The following is a 23895-nucleotide window of genomic DNA, read 5'->3' on the forward strand; positions in this document are numbered from 1 at the left end:
ATCCTACATTTTCTGTTGTTTTTGAATCGTTTCTTATCGCGGCGGGCGGGTACGCATATTGGTTGATCGCTGTTTCCGCGATCGGTGACGGCTATATCAGGAGCTACGATGGAACTCATCAGGATCGCCGTGGCAGGGGCGGGTGGGCGTATGGGCCGCACGCTGGTGCAGGCGGTGAACGAGACCGAAGGACTTGTTTTGGGCGCGGCGACCGAGCGGGCGGGGAGCTCGTTGCTCGGGGCCGATGCCGGCGAGCTTGCGGGGGTCGGGCGTCTGGACGTGGCGGTAACGCCTGATCTGGCGGGGTGCTTGAACGACTTCGACGTCCTGATCGACTTTTCCTCGCCCGCGGCGACGCTCGCGCATCTCGAGATCTGCCGTGCTGCCGGCAAATGCATGGTGATCGGAACGACGGGGCTCGATTCAGCGCAACGCGATACGATCGCCGCGGCTGCTCGGGAGATCGGCATCGTCTTTGCGCCCAACATGAGCGTCGGCGTGAATCTCTGCTTCAAGCTGCTGGACATCGCCGCGCGGGTGCTCGGCGACGAGGTCGACATCGAGATCATCGAGGCGCACCACCGTCACAAGGTCGACGCGCCATCAGGGACCGCATTGCACATGGGCGAGGTGATCGCCTCGGCCTTGGGCCGGGATCTCGACGAGGTCGCCGTCTATGGGCGCGAAGGTCAGACCGGGCCGCGCGAGCGCTGCACCATCGGCTTCGAGACCATCCGGGCCGGGGACATCGTCGGCGAGCACAGCGTCTGGTTCGTCGCCGACGGCGAGCGGGTCGAGATCGCCCATAAGGCATCGAGCCGGATGAACTTCGCGCGTGGGGCCGTTCGGGCCGCGGGCTGGATTCCCGAGCGTGGAGCCGGGCTGTTCGACATGCAGGACGTCCTCGGGCTGCGGGGGTTCTGAGTCCTCTCCGCTTCGGAGGTTTGTCCGATGCATCTCGATGCACGAGGCCGCACGACGATTCGGCGATGGCCAGCCGCCATTGCCATCCTTCTCGCCGCGTTCATCCTGGCGGGTCCGCTCCGCGCAGCGGCCCCGCAGGACACTGCACGCGCTTCGATCGCCGACGGTTCCGCTGAATTCGTCGCCGCCGAGACACCGAACTACGGCAGTCAGGTCCAACCCATCTTCGACCGCCGCTGTATTGCCTGTCACGGCTGTTTGGGCTCGCCCTGCAACGTCAAGCTGGACTCCTACCGCGGTGTCGATCGCGGCGGCTTCGGCGAGAATCCCTACTCGACGCGTCTGACTGCCGATCCGCGCACGGATATGGACGCCGCGCAGACCACGGCCGAATGGCGCGAGCGCGGCTTCTATCCCATCCTGGCGCGCACCGAGTCGGCGCAGACCAATCTCGACGACTCCATCCTCTTTCGGATGATCGAGGCCGGCATGCGCAACAACGGCCCCGGCTTCTCACGTGCGTCCGTGGACCCGTTTCGGCTGCAACGTTTCGCGGCGACGTGCCCCTCGACCGCCGAGGCGCTTGCCGCACGGCTGCAGGAGCACCCCGGTCTGGGGATGCCCTTCGGCCTGCCGGCGCTCGCCGAGGAGGACTTCGCAATCTTGCGCGACTGGATCGCGCTGGGCTCGCCCGGTCCGACCGAGGCGGAGGAGGCCCGAGCGCAAGAGGTCGGCAACCCGACGGCCGTCGCCGCTTGGGAAGCCTTCTTCAACGGCTCGGATCCCCGCCAGGCGCTGGTCAGTCGCTTCATCTTCGAGCATGTCTTCCTCGCCACCATCGTCCTGGAAGACAGTCCGGGAGACCGCTTCCGCTTGGTGCGCTCCCGAACCCCGCCGCCGCAAGTGGTGGAGGACGGTCAAGGCGGTCGCCGGGTCGAGTCGACGCCCATCGATCTCATCTCCACCGCACTGCCGTACGGCGATCCCGGCACGGAGCGGTTCTGGTACAGGCTGGAGAAACTGACCGCGGCGCCGGTGCAGAAGAGTTTCTTTGTCTGGCGTCTTGCCCCGGACGACATCGCGCGCCTGAGCGATCTTTTCCTGTCGCCGGACTGGGCCGCCGATGCGGATCTGGATCCGCCCTGGGATATCGGCAATCCCTTCCGTGTCTTCGCAGCGATCCCGGCCGAGGCGCGCTACCGCTTCCTGCTCGAGAACGCCGAGGTCATCATCGGCGGGATCACCTATGGGCCCGTCTGCAACGGCCAGATCGCGACCTATGCGGTCAAGGATCAGTTCTGGGTCTTCTTCCTGGACCCCGAGCACGATGTCTCGGTGCGGGATCCGAGCCTGGGTCTCGACGGCTGGGACCTCTTCATGGATCGCTCGCTCGTCGGCAACGCCGAGTATCTGGAGGCCTACGCCAAGACCCGGGCGCGGCTCGACCCGGATGGCTGGTCGCTCGACGCGATCTGGGACGGCGACGGCGAGAATCGCAACGCCTGGCTGACAATACTGCGCCACGAGACCAACGTCTCGGTGCTCCGGGGTGCGCAGGGAGGCATGCCGCAGACCTTCTGGCTGATGGGCTACAGCGGGCTGGAGCGTCTCTATTACGACACCGTCGCCAGCTTCGAATACTGGGCCGGCGACGGGCGGAAGCTCGAGACGCTGCTCTTCTTCAATATGCTGCGTCAGGAGTTCGAGGACGGTTTCCTCGGGCTGCTGCCGCGCCAGGAACGCGAGCGGATCCGCCACCAATGGACGCGCGGCATCGGCTCCGTGGCTCTGAGTCTGATCCCGTTCGAGACCGCGGACCAGCCCACACGGGTCGATATCCGCGGGCCGGATCCGCTCCTCGACCTGGTCGAGCAGATCGCGCAACGCCTCGGGCCGCGCATCAGCGGTCTGCCGGATCGGCTCAATCCTCGGGTCAAGCCCGAGCGCGCCGTCGATGCCCCGGTCAAGGACTTCGACGACTGGGAGGTGGCCGTCTCGATGCTGACTGCGGTTCAGGGCCAGCGCTTCGTGCCCGAGATGCCGAGCGTCCTGGTGCTGAGACTGAATCGTGCGGAGGGTCCGCCGCAGGATCGGCATCGGGTCTATTCGCTGGTGGCGAATCGGGTCTACAAGTCCCAGTACACCCTGATGTTCCAGAACGGTCAGGCGCTTCCGGACGAGGACACGCTGAGCCTCTACCCGACCTTGGTCAACGGCTTCCCGAATCTCTTCATTGATCTGGACCTGGCCGATGCGAGCCGTTTCCTCACGGATCTGCGCGCCATCCAGGGCAAAGACGACTGGAATCGGTTCGCCTCGCGCTACGGGATCCTGCGCGACAGCACGCGTTTTTGGCCCTTCTACGATTGGATCAACCGCTGGAATGTCGAGAACCGCGGCGATGCCGCCGGCTGGCTCGACCTGAGCTACTACGATGCGCCCGAGACCTGACTGGGCGCCCAAGAGCACCTGGATCGGTCGGGCCTCTGGTGTGCCGAGAGGCGTGCCCCCACGTTGCACTCATGCAAAGACAAAGCCCTAACCAAGCCTCTCGCCAAGCCCGCTCGACCCTCGGCTGGCTTGTTCCTCTGACATACCGCCGGGGCCAACCTCGCCCGAGCCCCCGCGCATCCGTGCTCGCGGTTGCCTCGCCACGATGGCATCGCCTGCTGGTCGTGTCCTTTGCGCTGTTGACGGTTGCCGGTTGCGCCACGGCACCCGAGACCGGTCGACGCCAGGTCCTGCTGATCGATAGCGCCCAAGAGGCCCAACTGGGCCTTCAATCGTTTCAGAAGATCAAGCGGGACACGCCCGTCTCGCGTGACCGCCAAGCCAATGCCCAGCTCCAGTCCGTCGGCAGGCGCATCGCGAGCGTCGTGAACATCCCGCATGCGGACTGGGAGTTCGTCCTGTTCGAGTCGGACGAGCCCAACGCCTTCGCGCTGCCCGGCGGCAAGATCGGCGTCAACACCGGCATCCTGCCGATCACGCAGACCGAGGCCGGATTGGCCACCGTCATCGCACACGAGATCGCGCATGTGAGCGCCCGCCACGGGGCGGAGCGCATGTCTCAGGACCTGCTCGTGCAGGTGGGCGGAACCGCGCTGACCGCAGCACTCGGCAGCCAATCGTCGGTCACCCGTGATCTGGCCATGCAGGCGTACGGTGTCGGCACGGAGGTCGGTGTGATGCTCCCCTATTCGCGCACTCAGGAGCTCGAGGCCGACCGAGTCGGGTTGCTCTATATGGCGCGAGCCGGTTTCGACCCGAACGAGGCGGTCGGATTCTGGGAGCGCTTTCAGGCCGAGAATCGGGGTAGCGGAACCGGGGCCCCGGCGTTTCTGAGCACGCATCCGCTCGACGATGCGCGAATCGCACAGATCCAGCGTTTCCTCGCGCAGGCGATCGCCGAATACCAAGCTGCACGCCGTTGATGCGGTCATGAAGCCGCTTTTGATCCTCGTCAGCCTGTTGGTTCTGCTCGCGGGTGTTGTATCCCTGTGGACCCTCGGCTCCCGCGGGCCTGACGCGATGCCGGGGCCTTCGGTGGACGCCCTGCTCGATTTCGATTTCGGCGCCGAGGGCTTTACCGAGGTTGTCGCGGACAGGCCAGTGCGCTTCCCGGCGGATCATGGCGCCCATCCGGACTACCGCGGGGAGCTTTGGAATCTGTTCGGGCAGCTCAACGATACGCAGGGCGGACGTTACGACTTCCAATTCAGCCTGACACGCGTGGCGCTGGCTGCGAATCCGCCCGTCCGCGCATCCGAGTGGGCGGCCAACGCGATCTACCGCGGCCGTCTCACACTCACCCGGGCCGGCGAACCCGGGGTGCGATCGGCCGAGCGATTAACGCGCGCTGCGCTGGGCCTCGCCGGAGCCGGCTCGCAGCCCATATCGGTCTGGATCGAGGATTGGTCTCTGTCCCACCCCGACGGCCAACCGGAGCTGCCGCGAATGCGCCTGGTCGCAGACGGCGAGGGGCCGGCGCTCACCTTGGATCTGATTGCGGGCAAGCCACCCATCCCGTTTGCCGATTTGGGGCTCTTGGGTGGGGATGTCGGCGGGCTGGGGTTGCAGGCGTACCTGCTCCCGCGCATGGCGGCCACCGGCACCGTGACACTGGACGGCGAGCCCCGGTCGGTGGAGGGTCAGGTCTGGCTCGATCATGCTTGGGGGACGCTTCCTAGCGGTGGGGGGCAGGTCGGTTTGAACCGATTCGCGATCCAGCTCGACCGGGACCGCGAGCTGGTGTGTGTGCAACTGCGTCGCGAAGACGGCACGGGGACACGCATCCCCGCCTGTGCCTTGATCCTCGCCGACGGGCAGGTACAGAGTTTTCGGCGCCGCGAGATCCGGCTCGAGCCGTTCGAGCGCTGGCTCAGCCCCGGCACTGGGGCACGCTACCCGGTGGCTTGGCGGTTGAGCATCCCGATCCTGGATCTGGAGCTGGAGCTCGTCCCGCTCACCCGGGATCAAGAGGCAGACGACGCGGTCCGAATTTGGAGCGGTGCCGTGCAGGCCGTCGGTCGTCTGGGCGGGGACACCATCGCCGGGCACGGGCGGATCGAGACCACGGCCGAGGCGGTTGCGCCATCGGGGACTTGATCTCGCAGGCTTTTCAATCCAACCGGATCATCACGGCCAGGTCACCACAACCGGATCATCATGCGTCTCGACATCCGTTTTCCGTTGATTTACGTCTCGCTGATCCTGCTCACGCTGTCTTTGATCGGCTGCGATCGAGGTCCGACCGAAAAGGACGGCGTCTACAAGGCCGAGGTCGGAGAGATCCCGGCATCGCCCCAGCGTCCGGGCGATCCCGACAAGGGTTACGACGCGCTCCTCAACCGCTCGGCGGTCACCTGCGGTCTGCCTTATGGGGCGTATCTCAAGACCCGGGGTGCGGCGACGGACGCGGGTCCGCAGTTTCCGGGCCGGACCGGCCGCAACGCCGAGCTTCCTTACATGCTGACCTCCCATGTGGCGACTTCCGGGGTCGAGATCGTGACCTCGAACTGTCTGGCCTGCCATGCGTCGACCTTCAACGGCGAGCTGGTCATGGGCCTGGGGAACGAATTTCTCGATCTGACCGTCGACCCCTTGATCGGGATCGAGGCAGCCGCCGCGTTGGTCGAGGACGGACCCGAAACGACTGAGTGGCGGCGCTGGGCCGATCGGGTCGGCGCCATCGCCGACTACATGATGACGGACACCGTCGGCGTGAACTCCGCGAACAACCTCACACTGGCCTTGATGGCGCACCGCGACCCGCAGACGCTGGCCTGGTCCGACACCCCGCTGATCGAGCCGCCGCCGCAGACGCCGCTCCCGGTGAGCGTTCCGCCTTGGTGGAACGTGAGCAAAAAGCACGCGATGTTCTACAACGGCGAAGGGCGCGGCGACCACGTCCGCTACATGATCCTCGCCTCGACGACCTGTACCGATTCGGTCGAGGAAGCCGCCGAGATCGACGCCTGGTTCGTCGACGTACGCGCCTATCTGGCCAGTCTGCAGCCGCCCGAGTACCCCTTCGCCGTCGATCGCGCGCTCGCCGAGCAAGGCTCCGCGGTCTTCGAGAAGACCTGCAAGGAGTGTCACGGGACCTACGGCGCGGAGCCGACCTATCCGAATCGCGTCATCGCGCTCGGCAAGGTCAAGACGGACCCCGAGGTCGCGCGCAAGGGTTTCAGCGATGCGGACCGCTTCCTGAAGTGGTTCGGACGATCCTTCTACGGCGAGCTGTCGCAGGCTGCACCGGCACTCGGCTATGTCGCACCGCCGCTCGACGGGGTCTGGGCGACCGCGCCCTATCTGCACAACGGCTCGGTGCCGACGATTGCAGCCCTACTCGACAGCCGATCGCGCCCGACCTTCTGGCGGTTCGACCGGGAAGGCGAGGACCGGCCGGTCTATGATGAGGTCGGCCTCGGTTGGGCCTATCGGGCGTTGGACCACGGCAAGGCCGGCGCCATGAGCTGGGAGGAGCGCAATCACATCTACGACACCGGCCTTCCCGGCTACGGCAATCAGGGCCACACCTTCGGCGACGATCTGACCGACCCCGAGCGCTTGGCCCTGCTCGAATATCTCAAGTCGCTTTAAACCGCGCCCGGCGCGGTATGCGAGGTTTTGGATGGTATCGGCCCCGGCAGACTTGACGATCGTTGGAGTCGGCGCGGTTTAAGATATTGAAAAATATATTATTTTAAACTGCGTCTCCGCTAAGGGTTGTGGATGCACCCAACGTCGAGCTCGCTCGAAGATGAGCATCTCGCTCTGGACGCGGTTTCGACCATCGAAAAACCTTCAACACATCATAAAAGAGGACAACACAGATGATTCGAACGACAAGCATCCCCGTGATCCTGGTTGCCGCGCTCCTGACCGCCCCGTTGCCGGTCCTTGCCGGCGACGACGAGCATGATCTCGGACTCGTGAGCTGGATGGGGCGCCTCCAGTACTACACGCACAAGCTCGGTCTCGCGGTCGATGCCGGAAACAAGCCGCTTGTCGCCTACTACATCCACGAGGTCGAAGAGGTCATCGAGAAGATAGAAGACATCGACGATGCCGACGGCGTGCCCATCGGCAAGCTCGTCAAAGAGATCCTCGTGCCGACCTTCGAGAGCCTCGAGGAATCCTCCGAATCAGGCGACGAGGCGCGCGTCGATCGCGATTACAATCGTCTGCTCGGTGCCTGCAATCAGTGTCACGAGAAAGCCAACCGTCCTTATCTCATCGTCGAGCGCCGGCACGACAATCCCTATATGCAGCGCTTCAAACCGAGCAGGGTGGCGGTCGAGCCTGTCTCCGAGTGATCGGCAGCCCGTTGCCGTATCCGGCTTCGAGTTAAACCGCGCCCAGCGCAGTATGCGGTGTTTTTGGATGGGATCGGCCCCGGCAGACTTGACGACCGTTAGAGCTGGCGCGGTTTAAGGTATTAAAAAATCTTAAATTTTAAACCGCGTCCCCACAAAAGTCGGAAAAATCCTTGAGCCCGACACTAAACGAGAACGACGCATTTCACTCTGGACGCGGTTTAATGTGCTGCTGCGCAGGAAGGGGAGGTCGGATGCGGGTCGAGCGAATAAATGATCAAAAAGCGCTTGCACTATCGGCCTTTCCCCTGTAATCTTGTTAACTCAGTTGCGGGGTGGAGCAGTCAGGCAGCTCGTCGGGCTCATAACCCGAAGGTCGTAGGTTCAAATCCTGCCCCCGCTACCAAAACGAAAAGGGCTTACGGTTAATCGCCGCAAGCCCTTTTTTTGTCTGCGAATCTTGTCCGTGACGACTTCATCGCCAAGCGGCTGCTCGATCCTCGTCGGAAGCGACAGGAGCAAGGGGACGCGGCAGCCTCTCCTCGGAGACACACCGCGGAGCGGGTATCACGAGTCGTTTGAGGTTGAGGTGGTCGACCTAATGAACGACGAGGCAGCCGGGACGTCCCGAGCCTCGATCATAAGGTGAGGGATGTTGTCTCCCGCGGTGGAACACGGACCGACGCGGAGCACCGGTCCGTGTGGGGGCGGGGTCAGTCTTCCGCGCGCTGGTAGGCGTCGGCGAGCTGTTTCTGGATGTTCGCGGGCACCGTGTCGTAGTGACTGAGCTCGATGCTGTAGGTCCCTTCACCGCCGGTCAGGGCCTTCAGGCGTGCATCGTAGCCGTCGAGCTCCGCGAGCGGGACCTCGCCCTCGATGACGATCCGGCCGCGGCTCTTGCTGTCGCTGCCGTTGATGCGGCCGCGGCGACTGGAGAGGTCGCCTGCGAGGTCGCCCATCGCGGTGCCTTGGGCCGTGATCCGGATCTTGACGATCGGCTCGAGCAGGACCGGGCGGGCCTTCTCGACCGCCTCGATGAACGCCTTGCGCCCTGCCGTCGAGAAGGCGATGTCTTTGGAGTCGACGGGGTGGAACTTGCCGTCGTAGACCGTCACGCGAATGTCGTGCATCGGATAACCGGCGATGGCGCCTTCGTCGAGCACCTGCCGCACGCCTTTCTCGATCGAGGGGATGAAGTTGTTCGGGATCACGCCGCCGACGACGGCATCGACGAACTCGAAACCGGCGCCGCGCTCCATGGGCTCGACACGCAGATAGACCTCGCCGAACTGTCCGGCACCGCCGGTTTGCTTCTTGTGCCGATGATGTCCCTCGGCGTGCGCCGTGATGGTCTCGCGGTAAGGGATGCTCGGCGGATGGGTCTCGACCTCGACATGGTATTGATCCGCGAGTCGGCGCAAGAGCACGCGCAGATGCAGCTCGCCGAGTCCGCGCATGACCGTCTCGTTCGCGGCGGCGTTGTGCTCGACGTGGAAGCAGGGGTCTTCGGATTCGAGCTTGTGCAGGGCATCGGTCAGCTTCTGCTCGTCGCCGCGTTTGGTCGGGTGGATCGCGAGGCCGAACAGCGGAACCGGGCACTCCAGGCTCGAGAGGTGGAAGTTGTCCTCCTCGTGCGAGTCATGCAGCACGGCGTCGAAATGGATGTCGTCGATGCGCGATACCGCCAGGATGTCGCCGGGAACGCCCTCGGGGACCTCGATCTGCTCGGCCCCGTGGAGACGATACAGATGGTTGACCTTGAACGGCTTGCGCGCGTCGCCGATGTAGAGCTGGCTTTGCGCCGTGATGCGTCCCTGATGGATACGGAAGATCCCGAGCTTGCCGCGGAAGGGGTCGTTGATGATCTTGAAGACATGCGCGATGGCGTGCTTGGCTGGATCGGGATCGACGCTCACCGGACTCATGGCGGCGCCTTCGCCCTTGAGGAAGGGCGGCGGATTGCCTTCCGAGGGATTCGGCATGAGGCGCGTGATGATCTCGATCAGCTCGCTCATGCCGGCCCCGGTCGCCGCCGACACGTAACAGATCGGGATCAGGTGGGCCTCGCGCAGCGCCGCCTCGAAGGGATCGTGCAGCTGCTCGGGCTTGAGCTCCTGGCCCTGCTCGAGATAGACCTCCATCAGGGCTTCGTCGACCTCGACCACCTGGTCGATGATCCGGCTGTGCGCCTCGGCAACGGATGAAAAGTCGGCACCTTCGCCGCTTGGCTGGAAGAAGCAGTCGATGACCCGCTTGCCGCCCTCTGCGGGCAGGTTGATCGGGAGGCATTCGGCGCCGAAGGTCTCGCGGATCTGATCGGTCAGTTGAGCCAGATCGGCATCGGGTGCATCGATCTGATTGACGATGATCATGCGGCAGAGGTTGCGGTTGTCGGCTGCCTTCATCATCCGCAGGGTCATCGGCTCGATCCCGGACTGCGCATTGATGACGATCGCCGCGGTCTCCACGGCCGGCAGGACCGAGATGGAGCGCCCCAGGAAATCCGGATAGCCGGGGGTGTCGATTAGGTTGACGTGCTTGTCGTGCGCGTCGAAGCTGGTGATGGAGGCGTCCAGCGAGTGGAGCAGCTCCTTTTCCATCGGATCGAAGTCGCAGACCGTGGTCCCCTTGGTCACGCTGCCGGGGGTCGAGATCACTCCGGTCGCGGCGAGCAGCGCTTCGACCAGCGTGGTCTTGCCGGATCCGGCGTGACCGACCAGGGCAAGGTTGCGGACGTCCTCGGCATTGTAATCAGACATCGGTGATCCTGTAGTGGCGTTTGGTGAGGTGCGGGCGCGTCGTCGTGCGGCTTCCCGTCGAGATTCGTTTACGGGCCGAAATTATACCGTAACTCGGGTGCGGCCCTGATCGGGGATCGATCGGAATTCGTGTCTTGGCCTGTCGCGGATCAAGTCGGAGCGGTGGCTCGGGGCTCGATATGCTCGTGGCGAGGGGGCGCGAGCGGATCCGTGTACGTGCCCGAATCGCAGGCCAAAAAAAGGCGGCCGATCGGCCGCCGAAGGACGCACAGCTATGGAGAGGAAAAACGCTATCGAGGCAATCCTGTCCGCCTGTACGGACCAATCGATTCTCGAGCTCGAATGCCTGTATTCGCGCTATCCTTGAAGGGGATGCGGCACCGCGGGTTTGATCGGCGTAGCCGCGGTGTTTCTGCTCGATGAAAACTCCGTGACCCGAATCGATGTCGAAACGGGACGACGGGGCGTTGATGCCCCATAGGTTAGCACATCTGTGGAGACGTAAAGATGTCAATGGTTCTGAAATCGGACGCTTTTGCCGACGGAGCGCACATCCCCGTGCGCTACACCTGCGAGGGAGAAGACATCTCGCCGCCTCTGACGTGGGAGAGTCTTCCCGAAGGTACGGCTAGCCTGGTCTTGATCGTCGATGATCCGGATGCCCCTGACCCCGCCGCTCCGCGGATGGTCTGGGATCATTGGATTCTTTATAACCTGCCTCCCGAGGCCATGCTCGCCGAAGGAATGACCTCCGACCGTCTACCCGTCGGGACCGGCGAAGGAATCAACACTTGGGGACGTGTCGGTTATGGCGGACCTTGTCCGCCGGTTGGTTGTCACCGCTATTTCCATCGTCTCTATGCGCTCGATATCCGCCTGCCGAGCGAGTTGGGAACCCCGACCAAGGACGAGCTCCTGCTTGCAATGGAAGACCATATCCTCGGTCGCACCGAGCTGGTCGGCATCTACGAGAAGCGTTAAGCGTTAAACCGCGTCTTGGAGCGACACGCGAGGTTATCAGGTGATGATGCGTCGCGGTGACATGCAAGGGGTGCAGCGGACGCGGTTTAAGTGAATTTTTTAATTTTCTAAACCGCGTCTACTGAGAGGTCTTTGGGTCGATACGAGGTCGAGGTCAGCCGGGACCGGCGCTTGTCGCGCCGGACGCGGTTTAGTAGGTTTAGGGCCTGATCCGGTCGATGACGACGGCGACTTGGGTCTTTCCGGCGCTGTCGATCGGCCCGCTTTCGCCCTCGAGGTCGCCGGGTTGCGGTGTCGCTTGGCCGCTTTTGGCCACGCGTGCACCGATCATGACCTGCGGGAAGGAGGAGAGGCTCATCTCGGGCATCATCGCCATACTGTCGTCGAGTGTGACGCGGGTCGGTAAGTCTTTCACCTGGACGCGCTGAACGGCGAGCGGCATCGGCGGGCCGGCGACGGCGCGTGCAAAGATGAACACGATGTCGTCCGGAGCGGCACCGGCCGAGATGGCCTGATCCAGGCTCACGTCGGCGGTGACCGATGCCCCGGCGGTAGGCGCCGGCGCGGCGGGCGATTCGGCCTGCGCCCGCTGTGCTGCGGCCGGTTCGGTAGGCTCAGCGGCGGCGGGCACGGAGGGTGCGGCTGCTGCGTTCGAGGGTGCGCCCGCGCGCGTCTGCGCCTCCGTGATCATCTCGCGCATGTCCGCGGCGTCCTCCGACGCGGGGTCCATCTCGTCGAGGATACGCTGCCAAGCCGTCGCCGCGGCGGTGAATTGCCCGCGCTGGTAATAGAGCATCCCCGAAAGCCACCGGGCGCTCACGTTGTCCGGGTCGGCCTTCAGGACCTGCTCGATCAGTGCGGCCGGCTCGCCTTCCAGGCTGTTGTTGCTGTTCGCGGCCAGGGCCTCCGCATAGGCGAGCATCACATCCGGGCGCTCCGGTGCCAAGGCATAGGCCCTCGACACGGCTTCGAGTGCCTGCTCGGGACGGCGCATGGTGAAATAGGTCCGACCGATCATCAACCAGCCGTCGACGTTGTTCGGATCCTCGGCCAGCCGCTCGGCGAGACGCTCGACCAAGACCTCGAGCGGCGGGAGCTCCTCGCCGTCGGGTCCGACCAAAGGCTGTTGTGTCTCGCCGCTCAGCGCGACGCCTTCGATCCGCTTGATGATCTCGCGGTGGCCGACCTCGTTATAGACCAGCACCGCCGCTGTCGGCACCGCCACCGCCAGCACGATCGCCATCCAGCGCCCGCCGGAAGCGCCGCGACGCTCTGATGCCGCGAGCTCGCCCGGGATGTCGCGCAGCAGATCGCGTTCCAGATCGCGTCTTGCCGCGGCGTACTGGTCTTGTTCCAGAAAGCCACCGGCAAGGTCGGCATCCAGCTCTTGGAGCCGCTGCTTGAAGACCGTGAGATTCAGCTCGTCCTGCTCGGGAGCCTCGGTCGCCTTCTCGGGCTGCAGCAGCGGCAGGGCGACAAAGAACAAGGCCAAGCCCATGAGCCCGGCGGTCAAAATCCAGAAGATGATCATTTGATGGTTTCTTGTTTGTCGCCGCCGGCGGCGAGCAGTCGTTGAAGACGGGCGCGTTCGGCCTCGGTGAGATCCTCCTCGGGCTCGTCCTTCTTGCGCCCGAGCGTGCGGAACAGCAGGTAGCCGCCCACGCCGAGGAAGATGAAGGGGCCGAACCAGAGGATGTAGGTCGATGGCTTGATCGGAGGCTCGTAGAGCACGAAGTCGCCGTAGCGATCCACCAGGAAGGTCACGATCTCCTCGTCGCTTTGACCCTCGAGCATCATGCGATAGACCTCTTCGCGCAGGTCCTGCGCCACCCCGGCCTGCGAGCCGGCGAGCGACTCGTTTTGGCAGACCAGGCAGCGTAGCTTGGCGATCAGGTCGCGAAACGCCTCGTGCTGGCCGGGTTGCTCGAACTTGAACTCTTCGAGCGTGTAGGCGGATGGATTGCCGAACGCCAGTGTGCCGGCGATCAGCGCGAGGCTTAGAGACAGCTTGCGGACGCGGTGAATCATGATGACTGAGGTCTGTACTGCTCGACGATCGGGCGGATCGTGGTCTCCCACACGTTGCGGTCGACCGGCCCGATGTGCTTGTAACGGATGATGCCTTCGCCGTCGACCACGAAGGTCTCGGGGGCGCCGTAGACGCCCCAGTGCAGACCGTAGCGGTTGTCCGGATCGTAGGCACTGACCACGTAGGGATTGCCGTAACGCCTGAGCATCTCGAGCGCCTCGGGTCGCGTGTCCTTCCAGTTGAAGCCGACGACCTGGACATCGTTCTCGCGTGCGATCTGCATCAGCTCTCCATGCTCCTGACGGCATGACGGGCACCAAGAGGCCCAGACATTCACCAACGAGACCTTCCCCATGAGGATCTCGTTGGTGACCTTTCGGTTCGGGTCGTCCAGGGACTCGAGCTCGAACACGGGTGCGGGCTTGTTCACGAGCGGCGAGGGGACCTTGCGCGGATCCAGTTGCAGCCCGTAGAACAGCAGGGCGGCCAGCGCCATGAAGATGGCGAGCGGGATGAGCGCGCGCCTCTTCGCCTTTGTTGCTGCCTTTGTCGCCGCCGTTGCCGATGGGGGGGTGATCGTCGTCATGAGCGTGCTCCCAGCGCTCCGGCCGGGACATCCGCTGTCCGCCGCACCGTGCGATAACGCCGATCGGCCATCGCCAAGAGGCCGCCGAGCGCCATCAGGATCGCCCCGAGCCAGATCCAGCGCACGAAGGGCTTATAGTAGACCCGCAGCGCCCAATCTCCGTCCGTTCCCACCGGCTCGCCGAGCGAGACATAGAGGTCGCGCAGGAAGCCGGCGTTGATAGCTGCCTCGGTCATGGGCATGCCGCCCGAGAAATAGGCGCGTTTCTCCGGGTAGAGCACGGCGATCTGTCGTTCGTCTTTGGTGACGATGAACTCGCCCTGCTGCGCCAGGTAGTTAGGCCCGGTGACCGCCTGTACGCCGTTGAACTGGAAGCGGTAGCCCGAGTCCTCGTGCACGTCGCCCGGCGACATCCGCACGTCGGTCTCCGAGCCGTGGATTGACACCATGGTCACGCCGACGATGAACATCGCGATCCCGACATGCGCGGTCCACATGCCGTAGTAGCTGAGATTGCGAGCGTTGAAGTCGGCCGCCAGCCCCCGGAAACCGCCTTTGTTCTTCAGGCGCTCGGCGAGGGCGATCAGATGGGTGCCGACCAGCCAGGCACTCATGCTCAGGCCGAAGGCCATCCCGAAACCGCCGTCCTCGAAGATCGGCTGCAGGGCCACGATGAAGACGGCGATGCCGAGCGCGAGCGCGATCCACAGCGAGCGCACCAGGCGCATCGGCTCGTCGTGCTTCCAGCGCGTCAAGGGTCCGATCCCCATCGCCACAATGAGGAAGGGCGAGAGCGACACGAACATCTTGTTGAACCAGGGGAAGCCGACCGAGATCTTGCCCCACCCGGCGGCCTCGTAGATCAGCGGGGCGAGGGTGCCGAACAGGACCAGGACCGTCAGCGTCGCGAAGAGCAGGTTGTTCACCAGCAGGAAGCTCTCGCGCGAGAGGATGTCGAACCGACCGCCGCCGGCGATGGTCGGTGCACGCCAGGCATAAAGCGCCAGGGAGCCGCCGATCACGACGCACAGGAAGACGAGGATGAAGGTGCCGCGGGCCGGATCGGTCGCAAAGGCATGCACCGATGTCAATACACCCGAGCGCACCAGGAAGGTCCCGAGCAGCGATAGGGAGAAGGCCGAGATGGCCAGCAGCACGGTCCAGCTCTTGAAGGCTGCACGCTTCTCGGTCACGGCGAGGGAATGGATCAGCGCCGTACCCACCAGCCAAGGCATAAAGGAGGCATTCTCGACCGGATCCCAGAACCACCAGCCGCCCCAACCCAGCTCGTAGTAGGCCCACCAGGAGCCCAAGGCGATACCGATGGTGAGGAAGACCCAAGCCGCGGTCGTCCAGGGTCGCGACCAGCGCGCCCAGGCCGAGTCCAGCTTGCCGCCGATGAGTGCGGCGATCGCGAAGGCGAAGGCGACCGAGAAGCCGACATAGCCCATGTAGAGCATCGGCGGGTGGATCGCCAAACCGAAGTCCTGCAGCAGCGGGTTCAGGTCACGGCCCTCGAGCGGTGCCGGGAAGAGCCGGTCGAAGGGATTGGAGGTCAGCAGCATGAACAGCAGGAAGCCGATCGCCACCATGCCGAGGACCGAGACGACGCGAGCCACCATCGGCAACGGGAGATTCTTGCTGAAGGCCGCGACCGCCGCGCCCCATCCGGCCAACATCAGGACCCACAGCAGCAAGGACCCCTCATGACCGCCCCAAATCGCCGAGACCTTGTAGAGGATCGGCATCAGGGTGTTGGAGTGACCTGCGACATATTCGACCGAGAAGTCGTCGGTCAAAAAGGCATGCAGGAGCGCCACGAAGGCGATCGCGATGAAGGTGAGCTGGCCGCGGGCGAGCGGTCGAGCCATCTCCATCCAGCGGCGGTTGCCGACGAAGCTGCCGATCAGCGGAACGGACGCCTGTGCCGCCGTGATGGCGAGGGCGAGAATCAGCGCGAAATGACCGAGCTCGGGGACCATCAGTTGGAGGCTCCGCGGGTGCCCATCGACTCGACGACGCCCTCGGCATGGGCGGTTTTGAGGGTATCGGCGACCTCGGGCGGCATGTATTCCTCGTCATGCTTGGCGAGGACCTCTTCGGCATAAAAGACGCCGTCGTCGCCAAGTCGTCCCTTGGTCACGACCCCCTGGCCCTCGCTGAAGAGGTCGGGGAGGATCCCGGTGTAGGCGACCGTCACCGTCTCGGCGTTGTCGGTCACGTCGAACTTGACCGTCAAGCCGTCCTCTTGGCGCGCCACCGTTCCCGGTGTCACCAAGCCCCCCAGACGGAAGACGTGCTCGGCCGGGGCCTCGCTGGCCATGACCTGAGACGGGCTGAAAAAATACGAGATATTGCTGTTGAGTGCACTCAAGGCCAAGGCCGAGGCCGCGCCGACACCGGCGATGGCGAGGCCGACGAACACCAAACGTTTCTGTCTTGCTTTCATTGATTCACTCCAGAGTCGCGCATCCGGATCAATCGACCAAGACGGGCCAAAATGGTTCGCCGTTGAGCGCGCAATTGCAGAATTTCCGCCACGAGCAGCACCAGCACCATGCCGTAGGCCCCCCACACGAAGAAGGCGTAACCGCCTTGAGAGAAGAACTCGCTCATGCTCGATCGCCCTTGACGAGAAGCTCCTGAACCCAGGTATTGTCGGCCTCGCGAGTCAGGATGATGCTGCGCAGCCGCATCAGGGTGGTCGCGAAGGAGTACATCCAGAACCCGAAGGTCACCGCCAGCATGGAAAAGAGGATGTTGCCCTCGATCTGCGTCAGGTTGGACCTCTGATGGAGCGCGGCACATTGGTTCGGATCCGGACAGTTCACGGACCAGAAGATGAGCGGGACCATCACCAGTCCGACGATCGCCAGCAGGGCGGCAGCCCGGTCGGCACGGCGCGTGTCGTCGATCGCCGAGTGCAGCGCGATGTAGCCGATATACATGAAGAAGAGAATCAGCTCCGTCGTGAGGCGGGGATCCCAGTCCCAGTAGGTACCCCAGCTGGGACGTCCCCAAAAGGACCCGGTCCAGAGAGCCAGGAAGGTGAAGATGGCCCCGGTCGGTGCGATCGCGTTGGCCATCATGAAGGAGAGCCGGGTATTGAACACCAGTCCGATCGCCGCCCAGCCCACCATGACCACGTACAGCCACATCGACATCCAGGCGGCGGGTACATGGATGAAGATGATGCGGTAGTATTCCTTCTGCGCGTTACTCCCGCCGAGCTGGTCGGGCGTCTGGAAAAACCCCCAGTAGAGGCCGGCCAAGAGACACACCCCGGTCAGGATCCAAAACACCGGGATCAGTCGTCCTGCGGTCGGGTAGAAGGATGCGGGAGCGGCAAATCTAAACCAGTTCGAAGCCATGGGTGAAGGGGTCATCCCTCGGATTATTCGATTGAAATCTTAAGCGCAGCCGACGATGCCAGCGGCGCGAACGTCAGTGCAGCGACCAGAAACGCCCCGAGCAGGGCAAGATAGGGGCGCGTGTCCGCCATATCGATGCCGCTTGCCGTCACCGCCCCGGCCCCGTAGACCAGCACCGGGATATAGAGCGGCAGGATCAGCAAGGATAAGAGAATACCGCCGCCGCGCAGGCCAAGGGTCAGAGCCGCGCCGATCGCCCCGATCAGACTCAGCACCGGTGTGCCGAGCAAGAGGGCAACCATCATGATCAGGATCGCGTCGTCGGATAGATGGTACTGCATGCCGACCAGCGGGGCGATGAGCACCAGCGGCAACCCGGTCAGCAACCAGTGAGCCGTGATCTTTGCCAACACCAGGAGCGACAAGGGTTGTGCGGTCAAGACCATCTGCTCGAGGGTGCCGTCCTCGTAGTCCGCAGCGAACAGGCGTTCGAGCGCCAACATCGAGGCCAGCAAGGCCGCCACCCAGACCACGCCAGGACCGAGGATCTGCAGGATCTGTCGTTCGGTGCCCACGCCCAACGGAAACAGACTGACCACGATGATGAAGAAGAAGAGTGTGGTCAAGACGTCCGTGCGTCGCCGCAGGGCCAGCGTCAGATCACGCAGCAGAACGCACCAGAAGACACGCAGCACGGCCGGTCAGCTCCCGAGGTGAAGGCGTTCGACCTGACCGGAGGTCAAACCGACCTCCTGGTGAGTCGTCAGGACGACGATGCCCCCGTGCGCCACATGCTCGGCGATGAGGGTCTCCAGCAGATCCACGGCGCCGACGTCCAATGCGGTGAAGGGCTCGTCGAGGACCCAGAGCGGCGCGGTGCTCAGGATCAGGCGCGCCAAGGCCACGCGCTTCTTCTGACCCTGCGAGAGCATCCGTGTGGGCAGATCCTCGAAACCCACCAGGCCGATCCGCGCGAGCGCGGCCCAGATCCGCGAGTCGTCGACGCGATCGCCGTCCAAGGTCGCGGCGACACGGAGATTCTCGATGCCGGTCAGGTCGGCCTTGATGCCGTTCAGATGGCCGAAGTAGAGCAGATCTCGCCGATAGTCCTCGCCGAGACGACGTGTCGACTCGCCGTTCCAGCGGATCTCGCCCGAGTCCGGCGTGAACAGCCCGCACAAGGAGCGCAGGAGCGTCGTCTTGCCGCTGCCGTTCGCGCCCCGCACGTGCAGGAGCGTGCCCCCGGCAACGGCGAAGTCCAGACCGGAGAACAGCATGCGGTCGCCCCGCCGGCATTCGAGCTGTGTCACCTCTAGCATAGAAACGAAGGGGTTCCCTGGATGAATTCGAACGCGTCGGGCGCTCGATGGCAACGCGGATCTAAACCGCTTTTTGGTCTACCGTCCGAGGCCGGCGAGCAACCTTATACGCTGGATCCGGATTCCACAACCGCCCGGTGAACCGCCCGGCGCGCCGACGCGGGGAAGGAGAGCTCCCCGCGGCCGGGCGATCACCCGGCTCGGCGCTGCCACGGCAGAAAGCGCAGCCAGTCGTTGCGGGTCGGCGTCGTCTCGGCCGTCACGCAGGGCGCCAGCGCCAAGAGATCTTCACCGTCGAGCAGACGTCGAGGATTGTCCAGCGTCAGCAGGGTCGCCGCATCCTCCCCCAGCCATGCGGCGACGCGGGTGCGGGCCGCGGACAGTGTTTCCGGACTGCGCCCCGTCGGGCGATGGGCATCCGAAGCGATCAGGTGCACCCACCCCGACTCCAGCCAGCGCCGGCTGAGCCCTTGCAGGCGCTCGCCGAAATCACCGCTGCAGCTCTGTGCGGTGAGCTGGACCTTGCAGCCCCAACCGATCCATTCAGCCAAGCGCTGTGGGCGTCGCGCCAGTACGAGATTGCGCTCGGGGTGGGCGATGACGGGCGTGATGCCGTGCCGCAGGAGCTGCCCCAGGATGACCTCGGCACCCCGCGGAACGGCGTTCTTCGGAAGCTCGACCAGTGCGGCCTTGCCGCGGTCGTTGTAGGTCAGTGCGCTGCCGTCGAGCACGCGGCTCGGCGTCTCGGGGACAAGATGGATCTCCGCGCCCGGGAAAAGGTCGAGCGGGATCTCCGCATCGGACAAGCGTCGCCGCAGGTCCGCCAATGCGTGCCGGACGAGGTCGCCGGGGTTCTTGTAGACCCCGTTCAGATGATGCGGGGTACAGACGATCCCGCGGGTTCCGCCCGCGACGGCTGCCCCGGCCATTTCGATCGCCGTCTCGAAAGTGTGCGCACCGTCGTCGAGGCCGGGGAGGATGTGGCAATGGGCGTCGAACACTGCGGGTTCCTGTCGCATGGATTCCTTGGGCGGGTGTTAGAGTCGCTTGGATTCGACCAGCTGCCTGATCGCGTCCGGGACCTTGTCGGGGCTCGCGGGCCGGCTCCCGGCGGGGCTCGAATCGGGCATCTCGCCGTCGTGTCGCCGGTAGAGCACGAGCATCTCCTCGGCGACCTGCTCCCAATGGGCGCGACCTTGATCCGCAAGTTGCGCGAGCGCGTCTGTCGAGTCGGTCTCCAGCCAGCTCGCATAGGCATCGTTCAGCGCCGGAAAGAGATGAAGACGCATGCCGGTCAAGGTGCCGATGTGGAAATGCAGCGAGGCCGGCTCGCCCGCCTCGGCCAGCGCCGGCAGGGTGACGAGACAATCGGCGAGGTGATCGCGCACCGCGCGCGCCATCAGCTCGGCCGGTGTGTTGGCGAGCGTCATCAGCATGGCGTTCCAATCCTCTCCGAGCCGCTGTCCGGCCGCGTATTCGCCCTGCTCGTGCAGCAGCAGGGTCTTGATCTCACGCTCGGTCATGGCGTCGAGTGACGCCTCGAGTGCGCCCTCGAAGTCGTAGCAGGCGAAGGCGCGCCCGAGGGCGTTGTCGGGGCGATGCCAGCGCCAGCCTTCGAGCTTCTCCCACAGATAGCGCTGCAGGGACTCGCGCCGCACGAAGATGGTTCGTCCCAGGGTCATGGCCGGCGGCGCGGTCAGGTCACGGGCATACTCGTCGGCGACCACGAAGACCGAATAGCCATCGCTGGAGCGGCGTTGTTCGAGTGCGCCGAGCACGAAGTGCGGCTTGGCCCGGTTGCCGAGCCCGCCGCTGTAGACCAGACCGAGCGGGGCGAGTCGGCTGTTGATGGCCTCCGCGTCGAAGGGGTCGTAGCGCTGGCCGTCGATCTCGATGGGCCGCATCTCCGCCTCTTCGAGCTCCTCCCACAGCTGCTCGCGCGCTTGGAGCCATTCGCCGACTTGCTCGCGCTCCAAGGACGCACCATAAGGGAGGTGCTTTTCCCAGCGAAAGTATTCCCGCATCTTCATCAGGTAGATGCAGAGCGAGTCATCGGCGCCGTGCCGCGCATCCGAGACGTGACAGTTGTACTGCACGGCCTCGGCCAGCACGCTGATTGCAGGATTCGGCATCTGTACACCTCGAGCCGGAAGGGTCTTTTTTCTGAGTAGAATGATAGGACATCAAGCTATCAGCTTCGCACCGCCTTTCCAATCTCGGGGCGGCGTCGGTCCAAACAAGTCGCGAAACAGGAGTCGGACGTGGCATTACGTATCAAGAGTCATTGGTGGAACGACGATCAGGAGCGCTCGCTTCCGGAGATCGCGAGCGCGCTGGCCTTCATCGCATGGCGCATCGCCGTGGACAAGGCGATCAATCTGCACTGCGAGCGCTTCGTCTACGAGAGCGATCGGCAGCGCCTGGACGTCATCGAGGAGTACCTGGTCTTTCTGATCCAGATCGCGGATCGCATGTCCCACGGTCCCTTGGAGGACGAGGATCGCCGCATACTGATCACCGCCTTCGCGAAGAAGGTCTTCGAGCATGTGCAGGACAACACGCAGGATCTGCTCGGTCCGGGCGACTACGGCGGCCCCTTCATCGCCCGGCTCAACGCCCGCTCGGGCGAGTATGCCGACTACCAATTCGACGACGAGGGTCCGAGCTACGCCTTCCTGCGCCACCTCGGCTTCGAGATCCAATCCCTGATGGGCCCGAGCGAGGAGAACCGCTGGGTCATCGATCAGGTCATGGACAAGGACGGATGGGATGCCTACAAGCGCTTCTCCAAGGCATTCCGCGATCTGTTCGAGTGAGGTCGACGCCGGTGGTTCGGCGCGAGGCTGACTGTCGGGTGACGCTGCGCTGACCCGCCCTACCTCGACTTACGCGGGGTCTGGGTTCGATCGGACGGGGTGCCGCGGCGCTCCAATTGGGTGACCAGGATGCCGCACAGGATCAGACCGAGTGCGTAGAGGTGGTTCGGCTCCGGCTCCTCGCCCAGGAAGAGCATCCCGACGCCCACGGCCCAGAGCGGGATCAGGTAATTGAGCTGAGAGACGAACGACGGACCAGCCGATTTCACCAGTTTGAAGTAGACGATGGTCGCGATCGCGGTCGCAAAGACGCCGAGCAGCGCGACCGCGATCAGGTGCGGTGTCTCCGGGGCGGCCTGTACCGAGACATTCACGGCGACATCCCCGGTCATGAAAAGGATCGGCACCATCATCAGCGACGCCAACGAGATGGTCGAGGCTGCACTGAAGAGCGCGTCGCTCGCCGGGCGCAGCCGCGCCAGGATCGAGGAGACGGCGTAGCTGATGGCCCCGCCCAGCACCGCCAGCATCGGCAGCAGGTGCCCTTGGCCGTTGGCGAGGTCCGCGAAGGCGTCCGGGCCGACCAGCACCACGATACCGGCAAATCCCAACAGAAAACCAGTCACGCGATAGCGTGTCAGATGCTCGCCGGGCACCAGGAAATGGGCGAGCCCCAGGGTCGCCAACGGCATCACGGCCATCAGGATGCCCGCCAAACCGCTGTCGATGAAGGTCTGGCCCCAAGCGATCAGGGAAAAGGGCAGGACATTGCCGAACACGGCGATCAGCACATAGAAGACCCAGAGCCGCGCCCCGGCGACGGGCCGAGCCGCGAGCATCCAGGCTGCGGGGACGAGCAGCACCGCGGCCACGACCAAACGTCCCGCGACCACCAGATCGGACGGCAGGCCGCCGACCGCGATCTTGGTCAGGAGAAAGGATGTGCCCCACATCAAGGTCAGCGACAGCAGCATGACCCAATCTGCGAGGCGGTGCCGTCGGGTCAGCTGCATAGGAAGGGTTGCGATCGGTCGCGTTGGGTCGGCGCGGATGGCGTCCGGGTGTCTGTCTCAAGCATCTCCATAATCTCGATCACGATCGACCGGCCCGGTCTAGGGTCACTGACGGGAGCATCCTCCAACCGATGCCGGAACTGACTCCAGATTGCATCTCCGATTCCCGACTCAAGCGTGCGGGTGCGCTCCGGTTTGACCGCAGCCGCATCGGGTCCGGACAATAGCTTGAACCTTCCATGAGTCGACTCAGCCGCCATGACCTTCGCCGTCGAACGTACCGTTTCCCCGTTGCCCACGATCCGCGAGGTGAAAGCCGGGAGCTTCATCTTCGAGCGGCCATTGGCGCTTCCGCCCGCCTTCTGCGACGCCGTGATCGAGCGCTTCGAGGCCCAGCCCGAATACCAGTATGCCGGACGGGTCGGGCAGCTTCGCACCGAGGATCCGGGTGTCAAGCGCACCACGGATCTGGTCGTGAGCAACAAGCCGGACTGGAAGGATGTCGACCGGATGTTCTTCGGCTCGCTCGCCGCCGCGATCAAGGAGTTTCGCGAGACTTACCCCTATTTCAAAGGGCCTTTCAAGGACGAAGGCTACCAGGTGCAGCGCTACCGACCCGGCGAGTATTACCATTGGCATGTCGACGGCGGCAGTCATGAGCTGAGTCAACGCCAGTTGGTGGCGCTGTGGTACTTAAACGACGTGCCGGGTCCGGGCGGAGAGACCGAGTTTCTCTATCAGGACGTCGCCGTGAGCCCCGAGCGCGGCAAGCTCGTCCTCTTCCCGCCCTTCTGGACACACGAGCACCGGGCGGCGGTCCTCCGGACCGGCGTGAAATACATCGCCACGACCTGGGTGGTCTTCGCCTGATGAGCGATGTTGCCCCGACCCTGCTGGCCATCGTCGAGCTCGGCGGCTACCCCAACCTGACCCCGCTGTATCGCAGCCTGGGATTCGAGGTCGAGGTCGTCGCCTCGCAGCGCAAGGCACAGGCGGCGCTCAAGCGCCGGATCCCGGACGTCATCGTTGCCGAATACAACTTCCAGTCCGACTTTCGCGATCGCACCAGTAACCTCGAAACCCTGATGGCGCGTCTGCAGCGCCACCCCGAGGTCAAGGTGATCTGCTTCTACCAGAGCGAATACCGACACAAGCTCGACGCCATGACCGCACGCTTTCCGGTCTTCGAGGCAATCGCCTTTCCGATCGAGCCCGCGCGGGTCGAGGCGGCCTTGCGTCGGGCCGTTACTCCGAGCGATTGAAAACCGCAAAGGCG

The 23895-nt window shown here is 64.4% G+C and carries 23 protein-coding genes and 1 tRNA gene; 11 read left to right on the forward strand and 13 right to left on the reverse strand.

Annotated features, from left to right (window positions below; translation table 11 throughout):
- The first annotated feature begins 108 nt into the window (after nt 1-108).
- From dapB to BLV04_RS05260, 7 genes are all read left to right on the forward strand, one after another.
- Nucleotides 109-924: a 4-hydroxy-tetrahydrodipicolinate reductase gene (gene dapB, locus BLV04_RS05230; protein ID WP_093028804.1), complete on the forward strand. Its 816-nt coding sequence runs from the start codon at nt 109-111 to the stop codon at nt 922-924.
- Between the two features lie 27 nt (nt 925-951).
- Nucleotides 952-3375, forward strand: a complete 2424-nt coding sequence (locus tag BLV04_RS05235) for a fatty acid cis/trans isomerase (RefSeq protein ID WP_093028806.1) — start codon at nt 952-954, stop codon at nt 3373-3375.
- A 182-nt stretch (nt 3376-3557) separates the two neighbouring features.
- Nucleotides 3558-4358 carry a M48 family metallopeptidase gene (locus BLV04_RS05240; protein ID WP_245731732.1) on the forward strand — a complete coding sequence of 267 codons (801 nt, stop codon included), beginning with the start codon at nt 3558-3560 and terminating at the stop codon, nt 4356-4358.
- A 7-nt stretch (nt 4359-4365) separates the two neighbouring features.
- Nucleotides 4366-5532 carry a lipocalin-like domain-containing protein gene (locus BLV04_RS05245; protein WP_175534506.1) on the forward strand — a complete coding sequence of 389 codons (1167 nt, stop codon included), beginning with the start codon at nt 4366-4368 and terminating at the stop codon, nt 5530-5532.
- A gap of 60 nt (nt 5533-5592) precedes the next feature.
- Nucleotides 5593-7029, forward strand: a complete 1437-nt coding sequence (locus BLV04_RS05250; RefSeq protein ID WP_093028812.1) for a c-type cytochrome — start codon at nt 5593-5595, stop codon at nt 7027-7029.
- A gap of 233 nt (nt 7030-7262) precedes the next feature.
- Entirely contained in the window at nt 7263-7745 is a 483-nt protein-coding gene (locus tag BLV04_RS05255) for a hypothetical protein (RefSeq protein WP_093028813.1), read from the forward strand.
- Between the two features lie 329 nt (nt 7746-8074).
- A tRNA-Met gene (locus tag BLV04_RS05260) sits at nt 8075-8151 on the forward strand.
- A 307-nt stretch (nt 8152-8458) separates the two neighbouring features.
- On the opposite strand, the gene fusA is transcribed toward BLV04_RS05260, so the two are convergent.
- On the reverse strand, nt 8459-10504 hold the full coding sequence (fusA, locus tag BLV04_RS05265; RefSeq protein ID WP_093028815.1) for an elongation factor G: 2046 nt from the start codon (nt 10502-10504) through the stop codon (nt 8459-8461).
- A 507-nt stretch (nt 10505-11011) separates the two neighbouring features.
- Here fusA and BLV04_RS05270 point away from each other — a divergent pair.
- Nucleotides 11012-11485 (forward strand): YbhB/YbcL family Raf kinase inhibitor-like protein, encoded by a 474-nt coding sequence (locus BLV04_RS05270; RefSeq protein WP_093028817.1) that lies wholly within the window; start codon nt 11012-11014, stop codon nt 11483-11485.
- Between the two features lie 199 nt (nt 11486-11684).
- On the opposite strand, the gene ccmI is transcribed toward BLV04_RS05270, so the two are convergent.
- The 11 genes from ccmI to BLV04_RS05325 form a co-directional block, all read right to left on the reverse strand.
- Nucleotides 11685-13016 (reverse strand): c-type cytochrome biogenesis protein CcmI, encoded by a 1332-nt coding sequence (gene ccmI, locus BLV04_RS05275; protein ID WP_093028819.1) that lies wholly within the window; start codon nt 13014-13016, stop codon nt 11685-11687.
- Nucleotides 13013-13513, reverse strand: a complete 501-nt coding sequence (locus tag BLV04_RS05280; RefSeq protein ID WP_175534507.1) for a cytochrome c-type biogenesis protein — start codon at nt 13511-13513, stop codon at nt 13013-13015. Before BLV04_RS05280 ends, ccmI begins: the two co-directional genes overlap by 4 nt.
- Nucleotides 13510-14100: a DsbE family thiol:disulfide interchange protein gene (locus BLV04_RS05285; protein WP_093028821.1), complete on the reverse strand. Its 591-nt coding sequence runs from the start codon at nt 14098-14100 to the stop codon at nt 13510-13512. The genes BLV04_RS05280 and BLV04_RS05285 overlap by 4 nt, the downstream gene beginning before the upstream one ends.
- Nucleotides 14097-16082 carry a heme lyase CcmF/NrfE family subunit gene (locus BLV04_RS05290; RefSeq protein WP_093028823.1) on the reverse strand — a complete coding sequence of 662 codons (1986 nt, stop codon included), beginning with the start codon at nt 16080-16082 and terminating at the stop codon, nt 14097-14099. Before BLV04_RS05290 ends, BLV04_RS05285 begins: the two co-directional genes overlap by 4 nt.
- Nucleotides 16082-16549 (reverse strand): cytochrome c maturation protein CcmE, encoded by a 468-nt coding sequence (gene ccmE / locus BLV04_RS05295; protein WP_093028825.1) that lies wholly within the window; start codon nt 16547-16549, stop codon nt 16082-16084. Before ccmE ends, BLV04_RS05290 begins: the two co-directional genes overlap by 1 nt.
- Nucleotides 16546-16716 (reverse strand): heme exporter protein CcmD, encoded by a 171-nt coding sequence (gene ccmD, locus BLV04_RS05300; RefSeq protein ID WP_093028827.1) that lies wholly within the window; start codon nt 16714-16716, stop codon nt 16546-16548. The genes ccmE and ccmD overlap by 4 nt, the downstream gene beginning before the upstream one ends.
- Entirely contained in the window at nt 16713-17471 is a 759-nt protein-coding gene (gene ccsA, locus BLV04_RS05305; protein ID WP_093028829.1) for a cytochrome c biogenesis protein CcsA, read from the reverse strand. The genes ccmD and ccsA overlap by 4 nt, the downstream gene beginning before the upstream one ends.
- A gap of 23 nt (nt 17472-17494) precedes the next feature.
- The gene (gene ccmB / locus BLV04_RS05310) at nt 17495-18166 is read right to left on the reverse strand and encodes a heme exporter protein CcmB (protein ID WP_093028831.1); all 672 of its coding nucleotides are present in this window, start codon (nt 18164-18166) and stop codon (nt 17495-17497) included.
- Between the two features lie 6 nt (nt 18167-18172).
- Nucleotides 18173-18790 carry a cytochrome c biogenesis heme-transporting ATPase CcmA gene (gene ccmA / locus BLV04_RS05315; RefSeq protein ID WP_093028833.1) on the reverse strand — a complete coding sequence of 206 codons (618 nt, stop codon included), beginning with the start codon at nt 18788-18790 and terminating at the stop codon, nt 18173-18175.
- Nucleotides 18791-18981: 191 nt separating this feature from the next.
- Complete coding sequence (locus BLV04_RS05320; RefSeq protein ID WP_093028835.1) at nt 18982-19809, reverse strand: tyrosine-protein phosphatase; 828 nt, start codon at nt 19807-19809, stop codon at nt 18982-18984.
- 18 nt (nt 19810-19827) lie between these two features.
- Nucleotides 19828-20922, reverse strand: coding sequence for an Sfum_1244 family protein (locus BLV04_RS05325; RefSeq protein ID WP_093028836.1), 1095 nt, complete (start codon nt 20920-20922; stop codon nt 19828-19830).
- A gap of 129 nt (nt 20923-21051) precedes the next feature.
- Between BLV04_RS05325 and BLV04_RS05330 the strand changes: the two genes are divergently transcribed.
- A complete protein-coding gene (locus BLV04_RS05330; RefSeq protein WP_093028837.1) occupies nt 21052-21606 on the forward strand; it encodes a hypothetical protein in 555 nt (184 codons plus the stop codon).
- 59 nt (nt 21607-21665) lie between these two features.
- On the opposite strand, the gene BLV04_RS05335 is transcribed toward BLV04_RS05330, so the two are convergent.
- Entirely contained in the window at nt 21666-22619 is a 954-nt protein-coding gene (locus tag BLV04_RS05335; protein ID WP_093028838.1) for a DMT family transporter, read from the reverse strand.
- Between the two features lie 258 nt (nt 22620-22877).
- On the opposite strand from BLV04_RS05335, the gene BLV04_RS05340 reads away from it, so the two are divergent.
- Both BLV04_RS05340 and BLV04_RS05345 read left to right on the forward strand, forming a co-directional pair.
- Nucleotides 22878-23489: a 2OG-Fe(II) oxygenase family protein gene (locus BLV04_RS05340; RefSeq protein ID WP_093028839.1), complete on the forward strand. Its 612-nt coding sequence runs from the start codon at nt 22878-22880 to the stop codon at nt 23487-23489.
- On the forward strand, nt 23489-23881 hold the full coding sequence (locus BLV04_RS05345) for a DNA-binding transcriptional response regulator (protein ID WP_093028840.1): 393 nt from the start codon (nt 23489-23491) through the stop codon (nt 23879-23881). The genes BLV04_RS05340 and BLV04_RS05345 overlap by 1 nt, the downstream gene beginning before the upstream one ends.
- The last annotated feature ends 14 nt before the right edge of the window (nt 23882-23895 follow it).

Origin of the sequence: Thiocapsa roseopersicina (assembly GCF_900106925.1) — a bacterium.
Taxonomy (GTDB): Bacteria; Pseudomonadota; Gammaproteobacteria; order Chromatiales; family Chromatiaceae; genus Thiocapsa; species Thiocapsa roseopersicina.